Annotated in this window: 19 protein-coding genes and 1 pseudogene; 14 read left to right on the plus strand and 6 right to left on the minus strand. The window is 73.2% G+C overall.

What is annotated here, in order from left to right; all coding sequences use genetic code 11:
* The first annotated feature begins 105 nt into the window (after positions 1-105).
* A complete protein-coding gene (locus AB0927_RS21890) occupies positions 106-2,064 on the plus strand; it encodes a serine/threonine-protein kinase (protein WP_366669342.1) in 1,959 nt (652 codons plus the stop codon).
* 39 nt (positions 2,065-2,103) lie between these two features.
* On the opposite strand, the gene AB0927_RS21895 is transcribed toward AB0927_RS21890, so the two are convergent.
* Complete coding sequence (locus AB0927_RS21895; protein WP_366669343.1) at positions 2,104-2,853, minus strand: SLATT domain-containing protein; 750 nt, start codon at positions 2,851-2,853, stop codon at positions 2,104-2,106.
* 237 nt (positions 2,854-3,090) lie between these two features.
* On the opposite strand from AB0927_RS21895, the gene AB0927_RS21900 reads away from it, so the two are divergent.
* The 7 genes from AB0927_RS21900 (at position 3,091) to AB0927_RS21930 (ending at position 9,493) form a co-directional block, all read left to right on the plus strand.
* Entirely contained in the window at positions 3,091-3,435 is a 345-nt protein-coding gene (locus tag AB0927_RS21900) for a YbaB/EbfC family nucleoid-associated protein (protein ID WP_366669344.1), read from the plus strand.
* 51 nt (positions 3,436-3,486) lie between these two features.
* Positions 3,487-4,086, plus strand: a complete 600-nt coding sequence (gene recR / locus AB0927_RS21905; RefSeq protein ID WP_366669345.1) for a recombination mediator RecR — start codon at positions 3,487-3,489, stop codon at positions 4,084-4,086.
* Positions 4,079-4,741, plus strand: coding sequence for a DUF5063 domain-containing protein (locus AB0927_RS21910; protein WP_366669346.1), 663 nt, complete (start codon positions 4,079-4,081; stop codon positions 4,739-4,741). The genes recR and AB0927_RS21910 overlap by 8 nt, the downstream gene beginning before the upstream one ends.
* Before the next feature lie 194 nt (positions 4,742-4,935).
* On the plus strand, positions 4,936-6,207 hold the full coding sequence (locus tag AB0927_RS21915) for an aspartate kinase (RefSeq protein WP_366669347.1): 1,272 nt from the start codon (positions 4,936-4,938) through the stop codon (positions 6,205-6,207).
* Complete coding sequence (locus AB0927_RS21920) at positions 6,204-7,259, plus strand: aspartate-semialdehyde dehydrogenase (RefSeq protein WP_366669348.1); 1,056 nt, start codon at positions 6,204-6,206, stop codon at positions 7,257-7,259. The genes AB0927_RS21915 and AB0927_RS21920 overlap by 4 nt, the downstream gene beginning before the upstream one ends.
* 313 nt (positions 7,260-7,572) lie before the next feature.
* Entirely contained in the window at positions 7,573-8,250 is a 678-nt protein-coding gene (locus tag AB0927_RS21925; protein ID WP_366669349.1) for a SigE family RNA polymerase sigma factor, read from the plus strand.
* Positions 8,251-8,308: 58 nt separating this feature from the next.
* Positions 8,309-9,493 (plus strand): hypothetical protein, encoded by a 1,185-nt coding sequence (locus tag AB0927_RS21930; RefSeq protein ID WP_366669350.1) that lies wholly within the window; start codon positions 8,309-8,311, stop codon positions 9,491-9,493.
* 125 nt (positions 9,494-9,618) lie between these two features.
* On the opposite strand, the gene AB0927_RS21935 is transcribed toward AB0927_RS21930, so the two are convergent.
* Both AB0927_RS21935 and AB0927_RS21940 read right to left on the minus strand, forming a co-directional pair.
* Positions 9,619-10,410 (minus strand): SURF1 family protein, encoded by a 792-nt coding sequence (locus AB0927_RS21935; protein WP_366669351.1) that lies wholly within the window; start codon positions 10,408-10,410, stop codon positions 9,619-9,621.
* 43 nt (positions 10,411-10,453) lie between these two features.
* On the minus strand, positions 10,454-11,005 hold the full coding sequence (locus AB0927_RS21940) for an SAM-dependent methyltransferase (RefSeq protein WP_366669352.1): 552 nt from the start codon (positions 11,003-11,005) through the stop codon (positions 10,454-10,456).
* Between the two features lie 135 nt (positions 11,006-11,140).
* Between AB0927_RS21940 and AB0927_RS21945 the strand changes: the two genes are divergently transcribed.
* Entirely contained in the window at positions 11,141-12,976 is a 1,836-nt protein-coding gene (locus AB0927_RS21945; RefSeq protein ID WP_366669353.1) for a prolyl oligopeptidase family serine peptidase, read from the plus strand.
* A gap of 43 nt (positions 12,977-13,019) precedes the next feature.
* Here AB0927_RS21945 and AB0927_RS21950 read toward each other — a convergent pair whose 3' ends face one another.
* Positions 13,020-14,828 carry an NAD-binding protein gene (locus AB0927_RS21950; protein ID WP_366669354.1) on the minus strand — a complete coding sequence of 603 codons (1,809 nt, stop codon included), beginning with the start codon at positions 14,826-14,828 and terminating at the stop codon, positions 13,020-13,022.
* Between the two features lie 105 nt (positions 14,829-14,933).
* Positions 14,934-16,988, minus strand: coding sequence for an NAD(+) synthase (locus AB0927_RS21955; RefSeq protein ID WP_366669355.1), 2,055 nt, complete (start codon positions 16,986-16,988; stop codon positions 14,934-14,936).
* Between the two features lie 103 nt (positions 16,989-17,091).
* Between AB0927_RS21955 and AB0927_RS21960 the strand changes: the two genes are divergently transcribed.
* The 5 genes and pseudogenes from AB0927_RS21960 to AB0927_RS21980 all read left to right on the plus strand — a co-directional run bounded on the left by AB0927_RS21960 (position 17,092) and on the right by AB0927_RS21980 (position 21,343).
* Complete coding sequence (locus tag AB0927_RS21960; RefSeq protein WP_366669356.1) at positions 17,092-17,379, plus strand: metal-sensitive transcriptional regulator; 288 nt, start codon at positions 17,092-17,094, stop codon at positions 17,377-17,379.
* Positions 17,380-17,529: 150 nt separating this feature from the next.
* Complete coding sequence (locus AB0927_RS21965; RefSeq protein WP_366669357.1) at positions 17,530-18,132, plus strand: vitamin K epoxide reductase family protein; 603 nt, start codon at positions 17,530-17,532, stop codon at positions 18,130-18,132.
* Positions 18,133-18,201: 69 nt separating this feature from the next.
* Positions 18,202-18,442: pseudogene (locus AB0927_RS21970) on the plus strand (SseB family protein); the annotation flags it as partial.
* A 625-nt stretch (positions 18,443-19,067) separates the two neighbouring features.
* Complete coding sequence (gene ctaD / locus AB0927_RS21975) at positions 19,068-20,741, plus strand: cytochrome c oxidase subunit I (RefSeq protein ID WP_366669400.1); 1,674 nt, start codon at positions 19,068-19,070, stop codon at positions 20,739-20,741.
* A 2-nt stretch (positions 20,742-20,743) separates the two neighbouring features.
* Positions 20,744-21,343 (plus strand): hypothetical protein, encoded by a 600-nt coding sequence (locus tag AB0927_RS21980; RefSeq protein WP_366669358.1) that lies wholly within the window; start codon positions 20,744-20,746, stop codon positions 21,341-21,343.
* A 96-nt stretch (positions 21,344-21,439) separates the two neighbouring features.
* On the opposite strand, the gene AB0927_RS21985 is transcribed toward AB0927_RS21980, so the two are convergent.
* Complete coding sequence (locus AB0927_RS21985) at positions 21,440-21,826, minus strand: hypothetical protein (RefSeq protein WP_366669359.1); 387 nt, start codon at positions 21,824-21,826, stop codon at positions 21,440-21,442.

A 21,826-nucleotide genomic window follows, 5' to 3' on the forward strand; every position in this document is an offset into this window, starting at 1 on the left:
GAAGCCTGTTACGGAACCGTGGACCGCTGGGCCTCCGGCACTCGGTACGACCGGATTATTCTCGGGCCATTGTGACGGCTGACGGGGCGGGAAGGGCGGGCGGTCATGGAGGAACTCGGGCCTGGAGACCCGCAGGAGATCGGGGGGTACCGGCTGCTGGCCCGGCTGGGCGCGGGCGGCATGGGCCGGGTGTACCTGGCCCGCTCGGACCGCGGTCGTACGGTCGCCGTCAAGCTGGTGCGCGGGGAACTGGCCGCGCGGGAGGAGTTCCGGGCGCGGTTCCGGCGCGAGGTGGGCGCCGCGCGGCGGGTCGGCGGGTACTGGACCGCGCCGGTGCTGGACGCGGACACCGAGGCGGCGGTGCCGTGGGTGGCCACGGGGTACGTGGCCGGGCCCAGCCTGCAGAGGATCGTCGGGCACGATCACGGCGCGCTGCCCGAGCGGTCGGTACGGATCCTCGCGGCGGGGCTCGCGCACGCGCTGAAGGACATCCATGCGGCCGGGATCGTGCACCGGGACCTGAAGCCGTCCAACGTGCTGGTGACCATCGACGGGCCGCGCGTGATCGACTTCGGCATCGCCCGCGCCCTGGAGACGGCCGCGGCGGGCGGCGAGGGGCTCACCGTGGAGGGGCTCACCGTGACCGGGTCGCTGGTCGGCTCGCCGGGGTTCATGGCGCCGGAACAGGTGCGCGGCGACCGGGTCACGCCGGCGTGCGACGTCTTCTCGCTCGGGTCGGTGCTGGTGTACGCGTCGACCGGGCGGATGCCGTTCGGGAACGCCGGCAGCGGGGTGCACGCGCTGATGTTCCGGATCGCCCAGGAGGAACCGGATCTGGCGGGGGTGCCGGAAGGGATCGCCGACCTGGTACGGGCGTGCCTGCGCAAGGACCCGGCGGCACGCCCCGCGCTGGACGTGCTGCTGGAGCGCACGGGGGCCGAGGACACCGTGTCCGACGGCCGCTCCCGCGACCCGTGGCTGCCGGGCGCGCTGGTGGCCCAACTGGGGCGGCACGCGGTGGGGTTGCTGGAGGTCGAGGAGCCGCGGGGTGAGGACCGGACGGCGGACCCGGGCCCGGCGGAACCGGGGCCGGCCGCGGGCCGGGGCGCCGGGAACGCCGTTGCCCAGGGCGGCGGTTCGCCCGAGCACGCCGCCGTCCGCGACGGCGCGGCGGCGGATCCGGCGGCCGGTGCCGAGGCCGGGACCGAGCGGCTGCCTCCGTCGGCGGCGGGGCTGCCCGCGACGGTTCCCGGGGCGTACGGGCAGCCACCGCGGCAGGCCCCGCAGTACCCCCCGCAGTACCCCCCGCAGTACCCCCAGCAGCACCCCCAACAGGGCGTCCAGCCGCCGCACTTCGTGCAGGACGCCGCCGCCGCGCCGCCTCCGGACGCCTTCGGGTACGGGCACCCCCGGCAGCCGGACCCGCCGTACCAACCGCACCAGCCGTACCCGCCGTACGGCGCGGAACCCGAGCCCGAGCGGCGCAGCGGGCGGTCCACGGCCCTGCTCGTGGTGATCGCGGTGGTCGTCGCCCTGGGGGCGGGCGGCTCGGTGTACGCGCTGCTCAACAGCGGGGCCCACGGGAAGGGGAGCGACGCGGCCGGGCCCGCGTCGGCCTCGGAGTCCGCGTCGCCCACCGGCGCGGGGGAGCGCGGTCCTGATCCCGCCTCGTCCTCGCCCTCGGCGTCGCCCTCCTCCCCGGCCGCCGGTGCCGTGCCGGACGCCTACCTCGGGACCTGGACGGCGACCATCGACAACGCGAGCGGCACCAACACCCGTCAACTGACGATCCGCCAGGGCGCGGTGGGGGACGGCGTGCTGACGCTGGTCGCGCAGGGGCCGGCGGACGGCGGCGGGTCGTACCGCTGCGTCTTCGAGGCCAGTCTCAGCCAAGCGCCGGGAGCCCAGGGGCCGTTGGAGATCGGGCCGTCCACCGTCACCAGCGGTGAACCCGCCTCCGCCTGCACGCCGGGCAAGCCGACGGAGGTCAGCCTGCTGCCGGACGGGCGGTTGCGGCGGGCGCAGCCGGGGGGCGGGGAGAACCTGACGTACACCAGGCAGTGACAGGGTGACGGCGGCCGGCTCCCGCCGCGCGCGGGAGCGTCAGCGCGGCTCCGGTGGGCGCTGCCGGGGCATGTTCGGGCGGCTCCCGCCCGCCGGCGGGAGCAGGAACCTGCCGCCCCCCTGCCCCACCGCCTCCTGCCGTGGCACGTACGCCACCGCCTGCATCCCCATCGGCACCGCGCCCGCCCGGAACGCCACCATCCAGTCCGCCGTCTCCGCCCGGACCAGTTCCGTCACATCCTCCGAGAAGCGGCGCAGCAGGACCACGCACCGCTCCGCCGCCTCGCTCGCCGTCCCCTCGGTGGGGCCCAGCACCTCCCGCACCCCCTCCACCGCCCAGTCGAACTGGAGCGCCTGCAAGCGGCGCTGCACCGCCTGCGCCGTGGCCACGTCCCGCATCCAGCCGGACGTCACCCCGAAGTACCGGTCCGCACCGGCGAACGCGGCCGCGAGGAGAAGGGCCAGGCAGCCCCACGAGGCCACGCCCCTCACCACCCCCGTCAGGTCCAGCAGCGGCAGCGCCGCCCCGGTCGCCGCCCCCACCGCCGCCCCCGCCCGCAGCACCCGCGCCCCGCGCCGCTTCCACACCCGGTCCCGCAGGTACCAGTCCGCCGTCCGCAGCGCGCCGTGCTCCACCCACCGGTACAGCTCGTCCAGCCGCTCGCCGGGCTCGCCCCAGTCGCCGGGCGGCAGCGCCCGCCCGGTCAGATCACCCGGCCGGGGTCCGGCCGAGCCCTCGCCCCGCCCGTCCTGGGGCGGCCCCTCGGGCTGCATCTCCGGCTGACCCACCCGGCACTCCCTAACTGATCGCGACCGGTCACGTAGCGTGACACCACCTGCCGATGTGCGCCACCCTTCCTACCGCCCAATGGGTGGCCCGGTCGTGACTTTCCCCGCTATTCCGCCCGGAAGAGGGTCTTGATCAGCTACCGGTCCGGCAACTCCCTCACTCGAAAGAGTGGCGGTGTGATGGCCGCCTGGACCACGTAGGCTCGTGCCAAGGAGAAAGACGTAGAGGAGCTGATCGTGATCCCCGGTGGTGGCCAGCCCAACATGCAGCAGTTGCTCCAGCAGGCCCAGAAGATGCAGCAGGATCTTCAGCTCGCCCAGGAGGAACTGGCGAACACGGAGGTCGACGGGCAGGCGGGTGGCGGCCTGGTCAGGGCCACTGTGACCGGCTCGGGTGAGCTGCGCGGCCTGAAGATCGACCCGAAGGCGGTGGACCCGGAGGACACCGAGACCCTCGCCGACCTGATCGTGGCCGCCGTGCAGGCGGCCAACGAGAACGCGCAGGCGCTCCAGCGGCAGAAGCTCGGCCCGCTGGCGCAGGGTCTGGGCGGCGGCTCGGGCATCCCCGGTCTGCCGTTCTGACCCGGGTCCAACTAGCGTACGTACCGAAAGGTCTCCAGGAAGGGCAGTCCGTTGTACGAAGGCGTGGTCCAGGACCTCATCGACGAGCTGGGGCGGCTGCCCGGCGTCGGTCCCAAGAGCGCGCAGCGGATCGCCTTCCACGTCCTTCAGGCCGAGCCGACGGACGTGAAGCGGCTCGCGCAGGCGCTCCTGGAGGTCAAGGCGAAGGTCCGCTTCTGCGTGACGTGCGGCAATGTCGCGCAGGAGGAGCTGTGCAACATCTGCCGTGACCCGCGCCGCGACCCCTCGGTGATCTGTGTCGTGGAGGAGCCGAAGGACGTCGTCGCGGTCGAGCGCACCCGCGAGTTCCGCGGCCGCTACCACGTGCTCGGCGGGGCGATCAGCCCCATCGAGGGCGTGGGCCCCGACGACCTGCGGATACGGGAACTCCTCGCGCGGCTCGCCGACGGGACGGTCACGGAGCTGATCCTGGCCACCGATCCGAATCTCGAGGGCGAGGCGACGGCGACGTACCTCGCGCGCATGATCAAGCCCATGGGCCTGAAGGTCACCCGCCTGGCCAGCGGCCTCCCGGTGGGTGGCGACCTGGAATACGCGGACGAGGTCACCCTCGGCCGCGCCTTCGAGGGGAGACGACTCCTAGATGTCTGACGCCACGTTGCACGCCACGTCGCAGAACCCCGACGACTTCGCGGTACAGGTCGCGGACCAGGTCGAGAGCTTCCTGGTGGCCGTCACCGAGGTCGCGCGGGGCGACGAGCCCGGTTCGACCGTCCCCTTCCTCCTCCTGGAGATCTCCCAGCTGCTGCTGGCCGGCGGCCGCCTCGGCGCCCACGAGGACTTCGTCCCGGACGAGCGCTACGAGCCCGATCCGGGCCCGGAGCCGGACGTGGACGGGCTGCGGGAGAACTTCGCCCGGCTGCTGGAGCCCGTCGACGTCTACTCCGAGGTCTTCGACCCCTACGAGCCCCGCAAGGCCCCGGTGCCGGCCCGGATCTCCGACGACCTCGCCGACATCATCACCGACCTGCGCCACGGCATGGCCCACTACCGCGCGGGCCGCACCACCGAGGCCCTGTGGTGGTGGCAGTTCTCCTACTTCTCCAACTGGGGCTCCATGGCCTCCGCCGTGCTGCGCGCCCTCCAGTCGGTCCTCATCCACGTCCGCCTCAACCAGCCCCTGGAAGAGCTCGACGGCCTGGACACCGACCAGACGCCCATGGGCGACGAGACGCTGGAGTTCGAGGCGGGCCGCGTCATGGCCGAGGAGATCGGCGCGCCGCTGGGGATCAGGCCGGGTTCGTGACGGCGTGAACGGGCGCGGCCCCGGGTGTGACCCGGGGCACGTTCCGCGTGGCCCGGCGTCCGGCGGGCAGGAGGCCCTGCGGAAGCGGGCGTCCGAGGCCCTCCGGCCGATGTCTCACCATGCGGGAGCAGGGCGGTGGATTTCGGACGCTCGTTAAACTGAGCCGACACAAACGAACCGAGCGAGGAGCGCACGTGGGCCTTGTCGTGCAGAAGTACGGAGGCTCCTCCGTAGCCGATGCCGAGGGCATCAAGCGCGTCGCCAAGCGGATCGTGGAAGCGAAGAAGAACGGCAACCAGGTTGTCGTCGTCGTTTCCGCGATGGGCGACACGACGGACGAGCTGATCGATCTCGCCGGGCAGGTTTCTCCGATGCCTGCCGGACGTGAATTCGACATGCTGCTGACCGCCGGAGAGCGGATCTCCATGGCGTTGCTGGCCATGGCGATCAAAAACCTGGGCCACGAGGCCCAGTCCTTCACCGGCAGCCAGGCCGGCGTCATCACCGACTCGGTCCACAACAAGGCCCGGATCATCGACGTCACGCCGGGCCGCATCCGGACCGCGCTGGACGAGGGCAACATCGCGATCGTCGCCGGTTTCCAGGGCGTCAGCGCCGACAAGAAGGACATCACCACGCTCGGCCGCGGTGGCTCCGACACCACCGCCGTGGCCCTCGCCGCCGCCCTCGACGCCGAGGTCTGCGAGATCTACACCGACGTGGACGGCGTGTTCACCGCCGACCCGCGGGTGGTGAAGAAGGCGAAGAAGATCGACTGGATCTCCTTCGAGGACATGCTGGAGCTCGCGGCCTCCGGCTCCAAGGTGCTCCTCCACCGCTGTGTGGAGTACGCCCGCCGCTACAACATCCCGATCCACGTACGCTCCAGCTTCAGCGGATTGCAGGGCACGTGGGTCAGCAGTGAGCCGATTGGGGTCAAGAAGGTGGAACAGGCCATCATCTCCGGTGTCGCGCACGACACCTCCGAGGCCAAGATCACGGTCGTCGGCGTGCCGGACAAGCCGGGTGAGGCCGCCTCGATCTTCCGGACCATCGCCGACGCGCAGATCAACATCGACATGGTCGTGCAGAACGTGTCCGCCGCCGCCACCGGCCTGACGGACATCTCCTTCACCCTGCCGAAGACCGAGGGCCGCAAGGCCATCGACGCCCTGGAGCGCAACCGCCCCGGCATCGGCTTCGACTCGCTGCGCTACGACGACCAGATCGGCAAGATCTCCCTGGTCGGCGCGGGTATGAAGACCAACCCGGGCGTCACCGCGGCCTTCTTCGAGGCGCTGTCCGACGCGGGCGTGAACATCGAGCTGATCTCGACCTCCGAGATCCGCATCTCGGTCGTCACCCGCAAGGACGACGTGCCGGAGGCCGTGCGCGCCGTGCACACCGCCTTCGGGCTCGACTCCGACACCGACGAGGCCGTCGTGTACGGAGGCACCGGCCGATGACCGCCAAGCCGACGCTCGCGGTCGTGGGAGCGACCGGAGTGGTCGGCCGGGTCATGCTCCAGATCCTGTCCCAGCGCGCGGACGTCTGGGGCGAGATCCGTCTGTTCGCCTCCCCCCGCCCGGCCGGCCGCAAGCTGACCGTGCGCGGGGCGGAGGTCGAGGTGGCGGCCCTGACCGAGGACGCCTTCGACGGGGTCGACATCGCCCTGTTCGACGTGCCGGAGCAGGTCGCCGCCGAGTGGGCGCCGGTCGCCGCCGCGTCCGGCGCGGTGGTCGTGGACAACTCCGGCGCCTTCCGCGCCGACGCGGACGTGCCCCTGGTGGTGCCCGAGGTCAACGCCCACCGGGCGCGCAACCGCCCGCGCGGCATCATCGCCAACCCCGGCGCCACCACCCTCACGATGATCGTCGCCCTCGGCGCGCTGCACGCCGAGTACGGGCTGCGCGAGCTGGTGGTCTCCTCGTACCAGGCGGTGAGCGGGGCGGGCCGGGCCGGGGTGGACACGCTGCGGGCCCAGCTTTCCCAGGTCGCCGGCACCGAGCTGGGCACCGCGCCGGGAGACGTACGGCGGGTCGTGGGCGACGCCACCGGCCCGTTCCCGGAGCCGGTCGCGCTGAACGTCGTACCGTGGGCCGGCACCGCGGCCGAGGACGGCTGGTCCTCGGAGGAGCTGCGGGTGCGCGACGAGGCCCGGCGGATCCTCTCGCTGCCCGGCCTGCCGGTCGCCGTCACCTGTGTCCGGGTGCCGGTGGTCACCACCCACTCCCTCACGGTCCACGCCCGCTTCCAGGGGGTGGCCGGAGTGGACGGCGCCCGCGAGATCCTCGCCACCGCGCCCGGCGTGGTGCTGTGCGACGACCCGGCGGCCGGCGAGTTCCCGACCCCGGCCGACGTGGTGGGCACCGACCCCACCTGGGTGGGCCGGGTGCGGCAGGCGCTGGACGACCCGACCGCGCTCGAACTCTTCGTCTGCGGCGACAATCTGCGCAAAGGCGCCGCATTGAACCTCGTCCAGATCGCCGAGCTGGTCGCCCAGGAGTCCGCCCGCTGACCGGTGTTGCCGCTTTGTAGGATCTGTGTGAGAAGTGTGTCCGGTGGCATGGTCCAAACCACTTGAGCCGTTCCTCTCGGCGACAGAAGATGTGCCTCCCCGCTCTCCGCAACCGCGCGGAGGGCGGGGAGCGTCTTTGCGGTCACTCTTCGGGGCGTGGGGGCGCCGTGAGCGGACCGGGCGCGGGGACGCCCGTCCACATCGGACATAGGGGAAGAGCGGGACGCATGACGGCACTTGAGGCACCGCCGGCTGTCGCACATGTGACGCCCGGCGCGTACAACCCTGGCGGGGGCAGACGTGTCCAACTGGCGTGGCAGAGGTACTGGAACTCACCGGGGCGCGCGGCACCGCGGCCCTACGGCCGCCGCGCGCGGCGCGGCGCCCCCGCACGTCCGGCGGCATGCCGGTGATCGCGCCCATGCCAGCCGCGCGGCCCGCCCGCATACCCGGTCAGCGTGACGGCGCCGACGAGACCGCGGCCACGGATGCCGTCACCGGCACCACCGTGGACCATCTCACCGAGACCTACCGGGCGCACTACCGCTCGCTGCTGGGCCTCGCGGCACTCCTCCTCGACGACACCGCCTCCTGCGAGGACGTCGTCCAGGAGGCATTCATCCGGGTCCACTCGGCGCGCAAACGCGTCCGCGACCCGCAGAAGACCCTCGCCTACCTCAGGCAGACGGTCGTCAACCTCTCCCGCTCCACGCTGCGCCGCCGCATCCTCGGCCTCAAGCTGCTGTCCAAGCCGATGCCGGACATGGCGAGCGCGGAGGAGGGCGCGTACGACCAGTTGGAGCGCCGCGACCTCATCAAGGCGATGAAGGGTCTCCAGCGCCGCCAGCGGGAGGTCCTGGTCCTGCGCTACTTCGCGGACATGACCGAGGCCCAGGTCGCCGAGACCCTCGGTGTCTCGCTGGGCTCGGTGAAGGCGTACGGTTCGCGCGGCATCGCCGCGCTGCGGGTGGCCATGGAGGCACCGTCATGACCGGACACCCGCACCGCACCGCCACGACCACACCTCACCGCACGCTGGGAACGAAACTGTGAACCACGGCCCCGACGACAGGAGCACCGGGGGGCTCGGACCCGAACGAGACCGGGACGGGGCCGGTTTCCTCGGCTCCGGCGGCTCCCTCGACGAAGGGGGGTCCGGCTCGGAGGGCCTGGACCAGGGCTCCGGGAGGCCCGGTCCGGGAGCCGACGGGGAGTGGCTCGCCCCGGCGCTCGGCGGGCTCGGCTCGGACGAGGCGGCGGTGCGGCGGATGCTGCACTCCGCGGTCGACGGCATCGAGCCGGGCGCGGGCACGCTGGAGCACCTGCGGCGAGCGGTACCCGCGCGGCGGGCCCGCAAGCGGCAGGCGGCCGTGGGCATGGCCGCCGCGGCCCTCTTCTTCGGCATGGCCATCCCGGCCCTCGTGCATGTCTCCGGCTCCGGCGGCTCCGACCCGGACACCGCGATGGCCGGCCAGTCCTCGCAGGCGCACTCCGGCGCGGGGCACGGCAAGGACAAGGGCGGCCGGGCGAGCGGCGGGACCGGCGCCGCCGGTGGCGCGGCCCAGCCCGGCACGGGGCCCGGAAAGCTCGGGGACAAGGACAGGAACAGCGCGGGAGCCACCGGCGCCGCCGGTGGCGCGGACCCCTCGGCCACCGCGACCGCGGGCGTCCCGGTGTGTACGCCGGCCCAGCTGGGCTCCGTCACGGGCAGCGCGACCGCGCCGGACTCGGCGGGGGTCGTGTACGGCACGTTCCGCGTCACCAACGTCTCCTCCGGCCCCTGCACGGTGAGCGGCGCGGGCACGGTGGGCGCGAGTGCGCAGGGCGCGGCGGATCCCGCGAAGATCGCCGTCGCGCGGCACGCGGCGGGCGACGCGGCGACGGGCCTGCCCGACCCCTCCCAGGAGGTCGCCGGCCTGGTGCTCCAGCCCGGCGCCGCCTACCAGGAGCAGTTCGCCTTCGTCCCCTCCGAGACCTGCCCCGCCACCGGCGGCGGCCCGTCCGGCGGCACGGACGGCGGCGCCACCCCCGATCCGAGCCCCACGCCGAGCGACGGCGGGGCCGACCTCGGCAGCTCCACGGGCACCACCCCCCAGCTGGGCACGGGCGCCCAGGCCGACGGCAGCGTCCTGGTCACCCACACGCCCGCGGCCGGCGGCCCCACGGCGTCCGCGAAGGTGCCGGGGGAGTGCGCGGGGACGGTGTATTACACGGGGGTGCTGGCGGCCTCGTAGCGCCGGGACGCGACCGCCCCCGGCCCGCGTCGGTGGGCGCGACCGCCTCTGGCCCGTGCCGGTGAGCGCGACCGCCGCTGGCCGATGCCGGTGAGCGTGACCGCTTCCGGCCGGCCGGTGCCGGCTCAGCCGTTGGACACGGTGACCGGCGCCGGTTCCTCCGGGACCAGGCCCAGGGCGGCGTCCCGCGCCGCCTCGATCTCCCGGCGCAGCAGCCGGAACCACATGAAGACCGTGAACCCGGCGAAGACGAACCACTCTCCGGTGTACCCGAGGTTCTGGAACGCCTTCAGATCCAGCCCCGTACCGTCCGGCGCCGACGCCGGCACCGCCTTCATCCCGGGGTCCGCCCGGTCCAGCGTCACCCAGGCGTCGTACAGCCGGTCCGGCACCAGGTTGACGAGCGCCGCCGAACTGATCGCCGCCGTCTGCCCCGCGGGCAGCCCGCCCTGGGCGCTGACTCCGTTGTCGCCCGGCGTCTCGGACGCCTGCAAGGCACCGACGACGGTCACCTCGCCGCGCGGCGCCGCGGGCGCCTTGTCCGCGGACGCCTTGCCGGGCAGCCAGCCGCGCACCACGGGGAGCGACTTCCCGGAGTCGGTCCGCAGCAGCGTCAGGACGTAGAACCCGCTCTTGTCGTCCAGTTCCCGGCCGGGCACCAGGAGCTGGGTCCCGTACCGGCCGTGCGCCGACACCCGGCGCCCCGACGTCGCCTTGTCCACCGGCAGCATCGACTCCAGCGGCCGCGCCGCCTCGGAGCCGTCGGACGCGGCCTGCCGGTTCGCGGCGTGTTCCTCGTGCACCCGCCCCTCGAACCGGCTCAGCTGCCAGGACCCCATGAAGATGCAGAAGGGGATGGCGAGCAGCACGAAGATGTTGATGCCCCACCAGCGCGGAGTCAGCAGAAAGCGGTACACGCCCTCCACGGTACGGCGCCCGCCGCGCCACCCCGCCCGCGGGTCAGCCCTTGCGGGCCTTCAGCGAGTAGATCAGGGGGATCCGCGGATGATCCGCCGGGAAGCGGTGGTAGCCGCCGCGCACCTCGAAGTTCTCGAACCGCGGGAAGAGCGAGACATCGTGCTCATGCAGGAACTCCAGGCGGAGCCCCGCCGCGGCGAGCGCGGAGACGACGTCGCCGAGCGTGTGCTGCCACTCCACGCTGCGGTTGTGCGCGGTGACGGCCTCCCGGTCGGCGTACGTACCGGGCTCGTCGTACACCTGTGCGCCCCGCGCGAAGTAGTCGCGTACGACCCTGCTGCCGGTCGCGTCGTCGAGGGCCTCGGTGATCGGATGGAACTCGGCGAGATAGAGGAAGCCGCCCGGCGCCACGAGCGCCGCCGCGGTCTCGGCCCAGCGCCGGATGTCCGGCAGCCAGCACAGCGCGCCGAGCCCGGTGTACACGATGTCGTACGACTGTTCGGGTACGGCCCCGGCCGCGTCGTAGACGTCGCTTGTGACATGGGACTGGAGGTGCAGCAGTGCCTTCCCGGTGACGTCGCTCACCTTTCGCATGGACGGGCACCCCCGCGCTCGGCTTCGCTCGCGCAGGAGGACCGCCAGTCCCGGTGGGCCGGTTGGCGGGAAAGTTATCCACAGGCTGCGCCCGCTCGCCACACAATTGTCGCCACGGCCAGGCAATATGGGCGCATGACTGGGGCCAAGACTGAGAGCACGACGCCGAGCGCACCGCAGGCGCCGCACAGCGCGGACACGCCGGACTGGGAGAAGCGGTTCCGGGCGCCGCGCGTGTCCCTGCCCGACTGGGCCGAGGACGCACCGGACCACTCGCTGTTCGTGTCCAACGCGACGGGCACGTACGAGCTGTACGCGTGGAACCGCGCGACGGGCGAGCAGCGCCAGGCCACCGACCGGCCGAACGGCACGACGGACGGCACGCTCTCCCCGGACGGCGCCTGGATCTGGTGGTTCGACGACAAGGACGGCGACGAGTTCGGCGTCTGGCGCCGCCAGCCCTTCACCGGCGGCGCGGACGAGCCGGCCGTCCCGGGCCTCGCCCCCTCCTACCCGGCCGGCCTCGCCCTGGCCCGCGACGGACGCACCGCGGTCGTCGGCCGCTCCACGGACGAGGACGGCACGACGATCCACCTGGCCCGCGCGGGCGCGGACCCGGTGGAGATCTACCGGCACCGCGAGTCCGCGGGCGTCGGCGACCTCTCCCACGACGGCACCCTGATCGCCATCGAGCACACCGAGCACGGCGACGCCATGCACGCGGCCCTGCGCGTGCTGCGCCCGGACGGCTCGGTGGTCGCCGAGCTGGACGACACCAAGGGCGGCACCGAGGAGCTGGGCCTGGAGGTGCTGGGCTTCGCCCCGGTCGACGGCGACACCCGGCTGCTCATCGGGCACCAGCGCCGCGGCCGCTGGGAGCCGCTGGTGTGGGACGTGGCCTCGGGCGAGGAGACGGACCTCGCCCTGGACCTGCCCGGCGACGTCAGCGCCGAGTGGTACCCGGACGGCTCGGGCCTGCTGATCGCGCACGGCTTCGAGGCCCGCAGTGAACTTTTCCGGTACGACCTGGCGAGCCGCGAGCTGACCCGCGTCCCCACCCCGCCCGGCACCGTCTCCGGGGCGACGGCGCGTCCCGACGGCAGCGTGGAGTACCTGTGGTCCTCCGCCGCCGAGCCGTCGGCGGTGCGGTCCACCTCCGGCGGTGTGGTGCTGGACCCGCCCGGCATGAAGTGCCCGCCCTCGGTGCCCGTGGAGGACGTGTGGGTGGAGGGCCCCGGCGGCCGTATCCACGCCCTGATCCAGAAGCCCGCGGGCGCCAGCGGCCCCCTGCCCACCGTCTTCGACCTGCACGGCGGCCCGACCTGGCACGACAGCGACTCCTTCGCCTCGGGCCCGGCCGCCTGGGTCGACCACGGGTACGCGGTGGTCCGCGTCAACTACCGCGGCTCCACCGGGTACGGCCGCGCGTGGACCGACGCCCTCAAGCACCGGGTCGGCCTGATCGAGCTGGAGGACGTGGCGGCGGTCCGCGACTGGGCCGTCTCCTCGGGCCTCGCCGACCCCGACCGCCTGGTCCTCACCGGCGGCTCCTGGGGCGGCTACCTCACCCTCCTCGGCCTCGGCACCCAGCCGGACGCGTGGACGGTGGGCATCGCGGTCGTCCCGGTCGCGGACTACGTCACGGCGTACCACGACGAGATGGAGGCGCTGAAGGCCATGGACCGCACGCTCCTCGGCGGCACCCCCGAGGAGGTCCCGGAGCGCTTCGAGGCCTCCTCCCCCCTCACCTACGTCGACCGCGTCAAGGCCCCCGTCTACATCTCCGCGGGCGTCAACGACCCCCGCTGTCCCATCCGGCAGATCGACAACTACATCCACCGCCTCCAGGCCCGCGGCTCCGTCCACGAGGTCTACCGCTACGACGCAGGCCACGGCTCCCTGGTCGTCGACGAACGCATCAAGCAGGTGGCCCTGGAGCTGGAATTCGCCCGCAGGCACCTGCCGGCGTAGCCGCACCGCCTCCCGACCCCCTCCGGTGCCTCGCCGGAGGGGGTCAGCGCAGGGCGGCCAGGCCCCTGCGGGTGGCGGCGACCACCACCCGATCCCCCTTCGCCAGCACGTGGTCGGCAGGCGTGTCGGTGCGGCCCGCGAGCGCCAGGACCCGCCAGGAACCGGGGCGGAACGCCTGGTTCACCGTCCGGCCCTCCAGCATCGGATGCCCGTCCACGTCGACCGCCGCGAACAGCAGCACCTTCCGCTCGACCGACACCGCACCGAGCACCTGCCGGCCGAGCATCGCCCCGGCGAACGCGGGCGCCGCCAGATGCGTTACGCTCCGGCTCCGGGTCAGCGCCCGCGGATACGCGGCGCGCAGGGTCCGGTACACCGCCGTGGCGAAGTCGTCGTCGTACAGCCGCAGCACCACCCGCAGGTCCGGCCGCACCGACCGGGCGTACAGCGCCGCCTCCAGATTCGTGGTGTCCGCGCTGGTCACCGCGAGCAGGGCCTGCGCCCGGTGGATCTTCGCGGACTCCAGGACCCCCTCCTGGGTGACGTCCCCGAGCACCACCGGCACCCGCAGCCGCCGGGCCGTCGCGAGTCCCCGCGCCTCGGGGTCGGACTCGACGCACACCACGGGCACGTTCAGCTCCCGCAGCCGCGTCAGCACCCGGGTGCCGATCTTGCCGAGCCCCAGCAGCACCACATGCCCGCCGAGCCCGCGCGGCGGCTTGCGCAGCGAGGTGGCGGTACGGAACGTGCCCAGCGCCTCCAGCACCGCGGCCAGCAGCACCGGCAGCAGCAGCAACCCCACCAGCGCGGACAGGAGCTGGAGCAGCTGACGGCCGAGCCCCGCCCCGAGCGCCGGGTCGTCGATGGCGAACATGTCGAGCAGGGTCAGGTAGAAGGCCCGTACCGGATGGATCCGGGTCACCGCCCACAGCGCGATCGCCAGCGCGAGCACACACCCCACCAGACCGGCCAGCGACCACCGCAGCCGCCGCGAGAACAGCGAGGCGAGCGACGGCACGACCCCCGCCCCGCGCCCCGGCGCCGCCGACTCCGGACCGCCCGCCGTCGACACCTGCTCCAGCACGACGGCGGTCCGCCCGGCGGCCCCCCGCACCTCCTCGTCGGCCGGCAGCAGCCGTGGCTCCTGGTCCCCGCCGGCCACGCCGGCGGGGTCGTTGACCGACAGCAGGGCCAGGGTGTGCAGCCCCGAGTCGGCGGGCAGCGGCCGTTCCACCGCCCGCAGGAGCAGCCCCTCGGTCTGGACGACCTTGCTGGTGCCCGCGAGCGCGGTCGCGGCCAGCGCCGGCGCGGCGGTGTCGGCGTCGGACAGCACGGTGGTCGACGCCTCCATGTTCGCGTCACCCTCACCGGCGTACGCCAACGCGGCCGCCTGGTCGAGGAGTTCCTCGATGTGCTGGCCCAACCGCCGGTTGTACAGCCGCAGTACGAGCCGCAGCCGGGGGTTGAGCCGGCGGGCGGTCAGCGCGGCCCGGATGTTGGTCTCGTCGTCGTCGTGCACGAGCGCGAGCGCGGTGGCCCGCCGCACCCCGGCCTCGTCGAGCACCGCCTCGGTCAACTCGACGGCCTCCAGGACCTGTTCGCCGACCGCCCCGGTAACCCCGGTGGCCGCGCCCGCCGGGCCGGGCGGCCACGCCACCGCGGGCCGCCCGCCGACCGCCGCGTTGACCACCCGGTCGAGCAGCGCCGCCGACGCGGCCCGCGCCCGGCCCACCACCGGGGGCCTCGCCGTGCGCTCGGCCGGCGGCACCACGAGGGTGACCTGCTCGCCGTACACCCCGCGCAACTCGGCCGCCAGCCGGTGCGCCAGCCCGTCGTCCCCGCACACCACCATGTGGGGTGCGCCGGGTCCCCCTTGAAACGGAACACTCGCCACGAAGGGAAAGACTGCCTCAGGAAGAGGCCCGGTTCCATGGTGTCCGGGGAAGCCGGCCGGTGGTCAGCGCCCCTGAGCCGCGGCCTCGAAGTCGAAGCGCGCCAGATCCGCGAGCCACACCCGCGCGTTGCCGTCCGACGGTGCCCGCCAGTCCCCGCGCGGGGAGAGGGAGCCGCCGGCCGAGACCTTGGGCCCGTTCGGCATGGCCGAGCGCTTGAACTGGGCGAACGCGAAGAAGCGGCGGCAGAAGACGTCCAGCCAGCGCACGATCTCCGTGAGGTCGTACGCCGTCCGCTTCGCCTCGGGGAAGCCCGGCGGCCAGGCGCCCGACTCCGTGTCGTGCCAGGCGTGCCAGGCCAGGAAGGCGGTCTTCGAGGGGCGGAAGCCGTAGCGCAGCACGTGGAAGAGGGTGAAGTCGTGCAGCGCGTAAGGGCCGATCTTGGACTCGGTGGACTGCATCTCCTCGCCCGGCACCAGCTCCGGGCTGATCTCGGTGTCCAGGATCGCGGCCAGGATCGAGCCGGTCTCCTCGTCGAACTGCTCGCTGCTGATCACCCAGCGGATCAGGTGCTGGATCAGCGTCTTGGGCACGCCGGAGTTGACGTTGTAGTGGCTCATCTGGTCGCCGACGCCGTACGTCGACCAGCCGAGCGCCAGCTCCGACAGGTCGCCGGTGCCGAGCACGATGCCGCCGCGCTGGTTGGCCAGCCGGAACAGGTAGTCGGTGCGCAGGCCCGCCTGGACGTTCTCGAACGTGACGTCGTACACCGGCTCGCCGGCGGCGAAGGGGTGGTCCATCTCCTTCAGCATCAGCCGCGCGGTCGGCGTGATGTCCAGCTCGGCCGCGGTGACGCCGAGCGCCCGCATCAGCCGGTGGGCGTTGTCCTTGGTGTGGTCGCTGGTGGCGAAGCCGGGCAGGGTGAAGCCCAGGATGTCGCTGCGCGGCCGGCCGGCCCGGTCCATCGCGCGGGCGGCGACGATCAGCGCGTGCGTGGAGTCCAGTCCGCCGGAGACGCCGATGACCACCTTGGGCCCGCCGATCGCCCCGAGCCGCTGCTGGAGGCCCTCGACCTGGATGTTGTACGCCTCGTAGCAGTCCAGGGCGAGCCGGTCGGGGTCGGCGGGCACGAACGGGAAGCGCTCGACCCGGCGCCACAGCCCCAGGTCGGCGGTGACCGGCGGGTCCAGCCGGAAGGACACCGTCCGGAAGTCGTCGGTGCGCGTGGCGTGGGTACGGCGGTTGTCGTCGAAGCTGCCCATCCGGTGCCGCTCCTGCCGCAGCAGGTCGAGGTCCACGTCGGCCGCCGCGAACTGCTCGCCGAGCGGGAAGCGGTCGGACTCGGCCAGCAGCACCCCGTTCTCGTAGATCAGCGTCTGGCCGTCCCAGGACAGGTCGGTGGTCGACTCGCCGAGACCGGCGGCCGCGTAGACGTACGCGCCGAGGTAGCGGGAGGAGGCCGAGCGGCACATCAGCTTGCGGTCCTCGGCGCGGCCGACGGTGATCGGACTGCCGGAGAGGTTCGCGAACACGGTCGCCCCGGCCAGCGCCGCCTCCGCGCTCGGCGGCACCGGCACCCACATGTCCTCGCAGACCTCCGCGTGCAGCACCAGGCCGGGCACGTCGTCCGCCGCGAACAGCAGGTCCACGCCGAACGGCACGTCCGAGCCGCCGACCCGGATGGTGCCGCCGCGCTCGTCGTCGCCCGCGGCGATCTGGCGGCGCTCGTAGAACTCCCGGTAGTTCGGCGGGTACGACTTCGGGGCCACGCCGAGGATCCGGCCGCGGTGCACGACGACCGCGCAGTTGTAGACCCGGTTGCGGTGCCGCAGCGGGGCGCCGACGACCAGCACCGGCAGCAGGTCCGCCGACCCGGCGACCACCTCCTGGAGGGCCGTCTCGACCGCGTCCAGCAGGGGGTCCTGGAGCAGCAGGTCCTCGATCGAGTAGCCGCACAGCCCCATCTCGGGGAAGACGGCGACGGCGACGCCCTCCTCGGCGCACCGGCGCGCCTGGCGCAGGACCGCTTCGGCGTTGGCGCCCGGGTCGGCGATGACGGTGTGGCCGGTGCACGCGGCGACGCGCGCGAAGCCATGCTGATAGATCGACCAGAAGTTCACAGGGGGAAGCCTAGAACTTCCGCTCCGGGGCGGACGCGGGTGCTCGCCTTTGCCCCGAACCCGGACGTACAGTACCCCTAGGGGTATTTCCAGAGGAGTGAGTGTGGAACTGGAGCTTGAGGGCGAGTCCCTGAAGTCCGTGCTGAACCGGCTGCGGCGCGCGCAGGGCCAGATCTCCGGTGTGATCCGGATGATAGAGGAGGGCCGGGACTGCGAGGACGTCGTCACGCAGCTTGCCGCCGCCTCGCGGGCGCTGGACCGCGCCGGTTTCGCGATCATCGCCACCGGACTTCAGCAGTGCGTGGCCGACATCGAGTCGGGCCGCAAGAACGGGCAGGACGCGGAGGCGATGCGGGCGCGGATGGAGCGGCTGTTCCTGTCGCTGGCGTAACAGGGGGCGAGACGGGGGCGAGAGGGGGGTGAGTACGGGGGGCGGTTCGAACACCTGCTCCCGGGCCGTTCGGCCCTTGTCGCTCACGCCTGCCCTGACTTCACTGGTCCGTCGGCCCCCGACCACCAGCGGCAAGGCGGAACACGTCCGATGACCAGTGACACGACCACCGGCGCCACCGCCTCCCGCGCCTATGCCTGGCTGCTGATCGTGACCGGAGCGCTCGGCGTCCTGGCCTCCTTCGTGATCACGGTCGACAAGATCCGGCTGATCCAGAACCCGCACTTCACCCCGTCCTGCAACCTCAGCCCGGTGCTGTCCTGCTCCGAGGTGATGCGCAGCGCCCAGGCCTCCGTCTTCGGCTTCCCCAACCCCCTGCTGGGCCTCGCCGCCTACCCCGTGGTGGTCACCATCGGCAGCGCGCTGCTGGCCGGGGCCCGCTTCCGGCGCTGGTTCTGGCTCGGCCTGAACGCGGGCACGTTGTTCGGCGCGGGCTTCTGCATGTGGCTGATGAGCCAGGCGCTGTACGACATCGGCGCGCTGTGCCTGTGGTGCTGCCTGGCCTGGGCGGCCACCATCGCGATGTTCTGGTACACCACCGCGCACAACCTGACGCACGGCGTCATCCGCGCCCCGCGCGCGGTGGTGGCGGGCGTGCTGGAATTCCACTGGGCGGTGCCGCTCACCTGGTGCCTGGGCATCGTGATGCTCATCACCACGCGCTGGTGGGACTACTGGGTCTCGCTGCTCTGAACCCGGCGGCGCGGTGCCGGGGCCGACCGGCCCTGCCGCCGCTCGCGCCGGCCCGGTCGGCGTCGCGCGATGCAGCGCAAGAACATCCCCGATCCCGGCTTCGCGGGCGACGACGGCTCACCGGAACCCGCCTCGCCGCCGCCCTGGCCGCCTGGTCCGAGGCCCCTCCGTCACGACTGAGACGGCCCTGTTCGCCCTGCTCGCGGACGCCCGCCTGCTGGTGCCGATCGTCGCCGTCCTCGGCGAGACGGAGACCGGTCCGGACGGCCGTGCGGGCGAGAAGACGAGCGACATGGCGGTCGCCACGGTACGACGACGAGCCGGGCGTCGGTGTCGCCGGCGCCCGGCAGCAGGTGGGCGCGGCCCACGGCGGGGTGGCGGGCCAGGATCGTCCGCAGGGCGTCGGCGATCTCGGGGTCGCACGGCGGGGGCAGGTGGGGGCGGCGTTCGGCGACCGCGCGCAGGGCGGCGCCGGAGAGTTCGTAGGCGTCGCCCGCATCGGAGGGCCAACTGCCCTCGGTCGACCGGCACTTGGCGCAGGCCGTCCGCGACCTGGCCGCCGGCCTGGCCGCGGACCCCCTGCTGCGGATCCGCCTGGACCGCGGCCTGGACCTCGCGGTCGTACCCGGTGACAGGGCGGTCTTCGGGACGCCCCTGTACCGCCGCCGCTGTACCGCCGCCGCTGTACCGCCGCCGCTGACCGGGCCCGCTGACCTGGGCGGGGAGCGCCGGGCAAGAGGGGCCACCCGGCCCTGCCGGCGGCCGTACCCGGGCCTGTTGGGCCCTATCGGCGAGGGGTGCCGCCGGGCTGATCATGTGGCGGGCCGGGAAGCGCCGGGTCCACCACCCGCACGCGTGGCGCTTCCCGGCCCGGCTCCGACACGCACAGCTGGGAGGGACGCCGTCCGGTGGACGAGGCACAGACACACAAGGTGATGACCGCGCGGCCGGGCGCCGAGGTCATCGGGGCCGGCGAGCGACCGCCGGCCGTTCGACGCGAGCGGCCCTCCTGGATCCAGTGGCTGACGACCACGGACCACAAGCGGATCGGGACCATGTACCTGGTCTCGTCGTTCGTGTTCTTCCTGGTCGGAGGCGTGCTTGCGCTGCTGATGCGCGCCGAACTGGCCCGGCCCGGACTGCAGATCATGTCCAACGAGCAGTTCAACCAGGCCTTCACCATGCACGGCTCGATCATGCTGCTGCTGTTCGCGATGCCGCTGTTCACCGGCTTCGCGAACTGGATCATGCCGCTCCAGATAGGCGCGCCGGACGTGGCGTTCCCCCGGCTGAACATGCTGGCCTTCTGGCTGTTCCTGTTCGGCTCGCTGATCGCGGCGGGCGGCTTCCTCGCCCCCGACGGCCCGGCCGACTTCGGCTGGTTCCTGTACGCCCCGCTGTCCGACTCCGTGCACTCGCCGGGGATCGGCTCGGACCTGTGGATCATGGGCGTGGCGCTGTCCGGCTTCGGCTCGATCGCGGGCGCGGTCAACTTCATCACCACGATCATCTGCATGCGCGCGCCCGGCATGACCATGTTCCGCATGCCGATCTTCGTGTGGAACGTGCTGCTGACCGCGCTCCTGGTCCTGATCGTCTTCCCGGTGCTGGCCGCGGCCCTGTTCGCGCTGGAGTGCGACCGCAAGTTCGGCAGCCACATCTTCGACGCGGCCAACGGCGGCGCCCTGCTGTGGCAGCACCTCTTCTGGTTCTTCGGCCATCCGGAGGTCTACATCCTGGCGTTGCCCTTCTTCGGCATCGTCTCCGAGGTCATCCCGGTCTTCTCCCGCAAGCCGATGTTCGGCTACATGGGCCTGATCGGCGCGACGATCGCCATCGCCGGCCTGTCGGTCACCGTCTGGGCGCACCACATGTACGTCACCGGCGGCGTGCTGCTCCCCTTCTTCTCCTTCATGACCTTCCTGATCGCGGTGCCGACGGGGGTGAAGTTCTTCAACTGGATCGGCACGATGTGGAAGGGCTCCCTGAGCTTCGAGACCCCGATGCTCTGGACCACCGGCTTCCTCGTCACCTTCGTCTTCGGCGGCCTGACGGGCGTGATCCTGGCCTCCCCGCCGATGGACTTCCACGTGTCCGACTCGTACTTCGTCGTCGCCCACTTCCACTACACGATCTTCGGCACGGTCGTGTACGCGATGTTCGCCGGATTCCACTTCTGGTGGCCGAAGTTCACGGGCAGGATGCTGGACGAGCGGCTCGGCAAGATCACCTTCTGGACGCTGACGGTGGGCTTCCACCTCACCTTCCTCGTGCAGCACTGGCTGGGCGCCGAGGGCATGCCGCGCCGTTACGCCGACTACCTGGCCACCGACGGCTTCACCGCCCTCAACACCCTGTCCACGATCGGCTCGTTCCTCCTCGGCCTGTCCCTCCTCCCGTTCTTCTACAACGTCTGGAAGACCGCGAAGTACGCCGAGCCGGTGGGCGTGGACGACCCCTGGGGCTACGGCCGTTCACTGGAGTGGGCGACCTCCTGCCCGCCGCCCCGGCACAACTTCGCCACCCTGCCCCGCATCCGCAGCGAGTCCCCGGCCTTCGACCTGCACCACCCGGAGATCGCGGCCCTCGATGCAGAGGCGGTGAGCTGACGGTGCCGCATCCCGTACCGGCCCTGGCGACCGCCGCGGTGACCGCCGCCGGCTGCGTCTGGTACCTCCCGGCCCTCGCCGACCTCCGGGCCGGCGCCGACCGCCCGCTGTCCCGCCGCGTGCGGGCCGCGGCCTGCGTCACGGCGTGGGCGACGGCGGCGGTGGTCGCCGGGCTCCTCCTCGCGACGGACGCCTGGCGGTGGCCGGTGGCGGCGGCCGCGACCGGCACGTTGCCGGCCGTGTTCCTGCGCGTCTGGTCGGCCGTCCGCCACCACCGGGAGACCCGCGAAGCGGCCGCCCACTGGACGGAGTTGACCTCGGACCAGTCCCCGCCGCCCCCCGACCGCACCCGCCACGTGGTCGCCGTCCTCCTGACCACCGGCCTCGCCGCCGCCGCGGTCACCGGCACCCTCCGGCTGGCCGAGGGCCCCGGCACACCGGCGGCCTGGCTGGCCACGATCACCGCGCCCGCCGCGATCCTGGTCCTCTTCATCGCCCTGGCCGCCACCCACACCCGGGTCGCCCACACCCGCCTCACCCACACCCGCCTCACCCACACCCGCCTCAGCCCCACCCGGGCCACCCGCCGCCGCCCCCACTGACCACCGCTCCCGTCCCCGACCCGGGCGGGGCGCACGCCCTCAGCCGGTACGTGCGCCCCGCCCGGCCCTCTCGCCGGGTTCCAGCGGCTCGGCGTGTCAGAGCAGACTGGCGATGTCGTGCTGGATGGCCGCCACGTCGGCCGCGATCGCCGCCGTGGCCTGGACCCCGGGTGCGATGAATCCCAGCCAGCGCAGCAGGGCGTTGCGGCGGGGTGCCTCCTGGGCGAGTTCCGCCTCGACGTGCTCGGCGGCGTCGACGAGGTCCGCGCCGTCCTCGTAGCCGTCCTGCCCCTGACGGAGCTGGTCGAGCAGCAGGCGGGCGGCGGCACGCAGGTCGGCCAGGGCGGCCTCGCGGTCGGTGTCGGTCGCCAGGCCGTTGGTGAGGGAGGCGGTCGAACCGCCGAGGGCGACGGCGCTGCCGTCGATGCGGATGTCACCGCCCGCCCGGATCCCGCTGTTGCCGTCGTTTCCGGTGTCTGGCAT

It is taken from the genome of Streptomyces sp. NPDC048106 (assembly GCF_040706415.1).
GTDB lineage: Bacteria > Actinomycetota > Actinomycetes > Streptomycetales > Streptomycetaceae > Streptomyces.

Excerpts from the sequence above, each read along its gene's own strand:
- AB0927_RS21890 (WP_366669342.1), top strand. The coding sequence starts at position 106 with ATGGAGGAACTCGGGCCTGGAGACCCGCAGGAGATCGGGGGGTACCGG.
- AB0927_RS21910 (WP_366669346.1), top strand. The coding sequence starts at position 4,079 with ATGTCTGACGCCACGTTGCACGCCACGTCGCAGAACCCCGACGACTTC.
- AB0927_RS21920 (WP_366669348.1), top strand. The coding sequence starts at position 6,204 with ATGACCGCCAAGCCGACGCTCGCGGTCGTGGGAGCGACCGGAGTGGTC.
- AB0927_RS21940 (WP_366669352.1), bottom strand. The coding sequence starts at position 11,005 with ATGCGAAAGGTGAGCGACGTCACCGGGAAGGCACTGCTGCACCTCCAG.
- AB0927_RS21945 (WP_366669353.1), top strand. The coding sequence starts at position 11,141 with ATGACTGGGGCCAAGACTGAGAGCACGACGCCGAGCGCACCGCAGGCG.
- AB0927_RS21950 (WP_366669354.1), bottom strand. The coding sequence starts at position 14,828 with ATGGTGGTGTGCGGGGACGACGGGCTGGCGCACCGGCTGGCGGCCGAG.
- AB0927_RS21965 (WP_366669357.1), top strand. The coding sequence starts at position 17,530 with ATGACCAGTGACACGACCACCGGCGCCACCGCCTCCCGCGCCTATGCC.
- ctaD (WP_366669400.1), top strand. The coding sequence starts at position 19,068 with ATGACCGCGCGGCCGGGCGCCGAGGTCATCGGGGCCGGCGAGCGACCG.
- AB0927_RS21985 (WP_366669359.1), bottom strand. The coding sequence starts at position 21,826 with ATGCCAGACACCGGAAACGACGGCAACAGCGGGATCCGGGCGGGCGGT.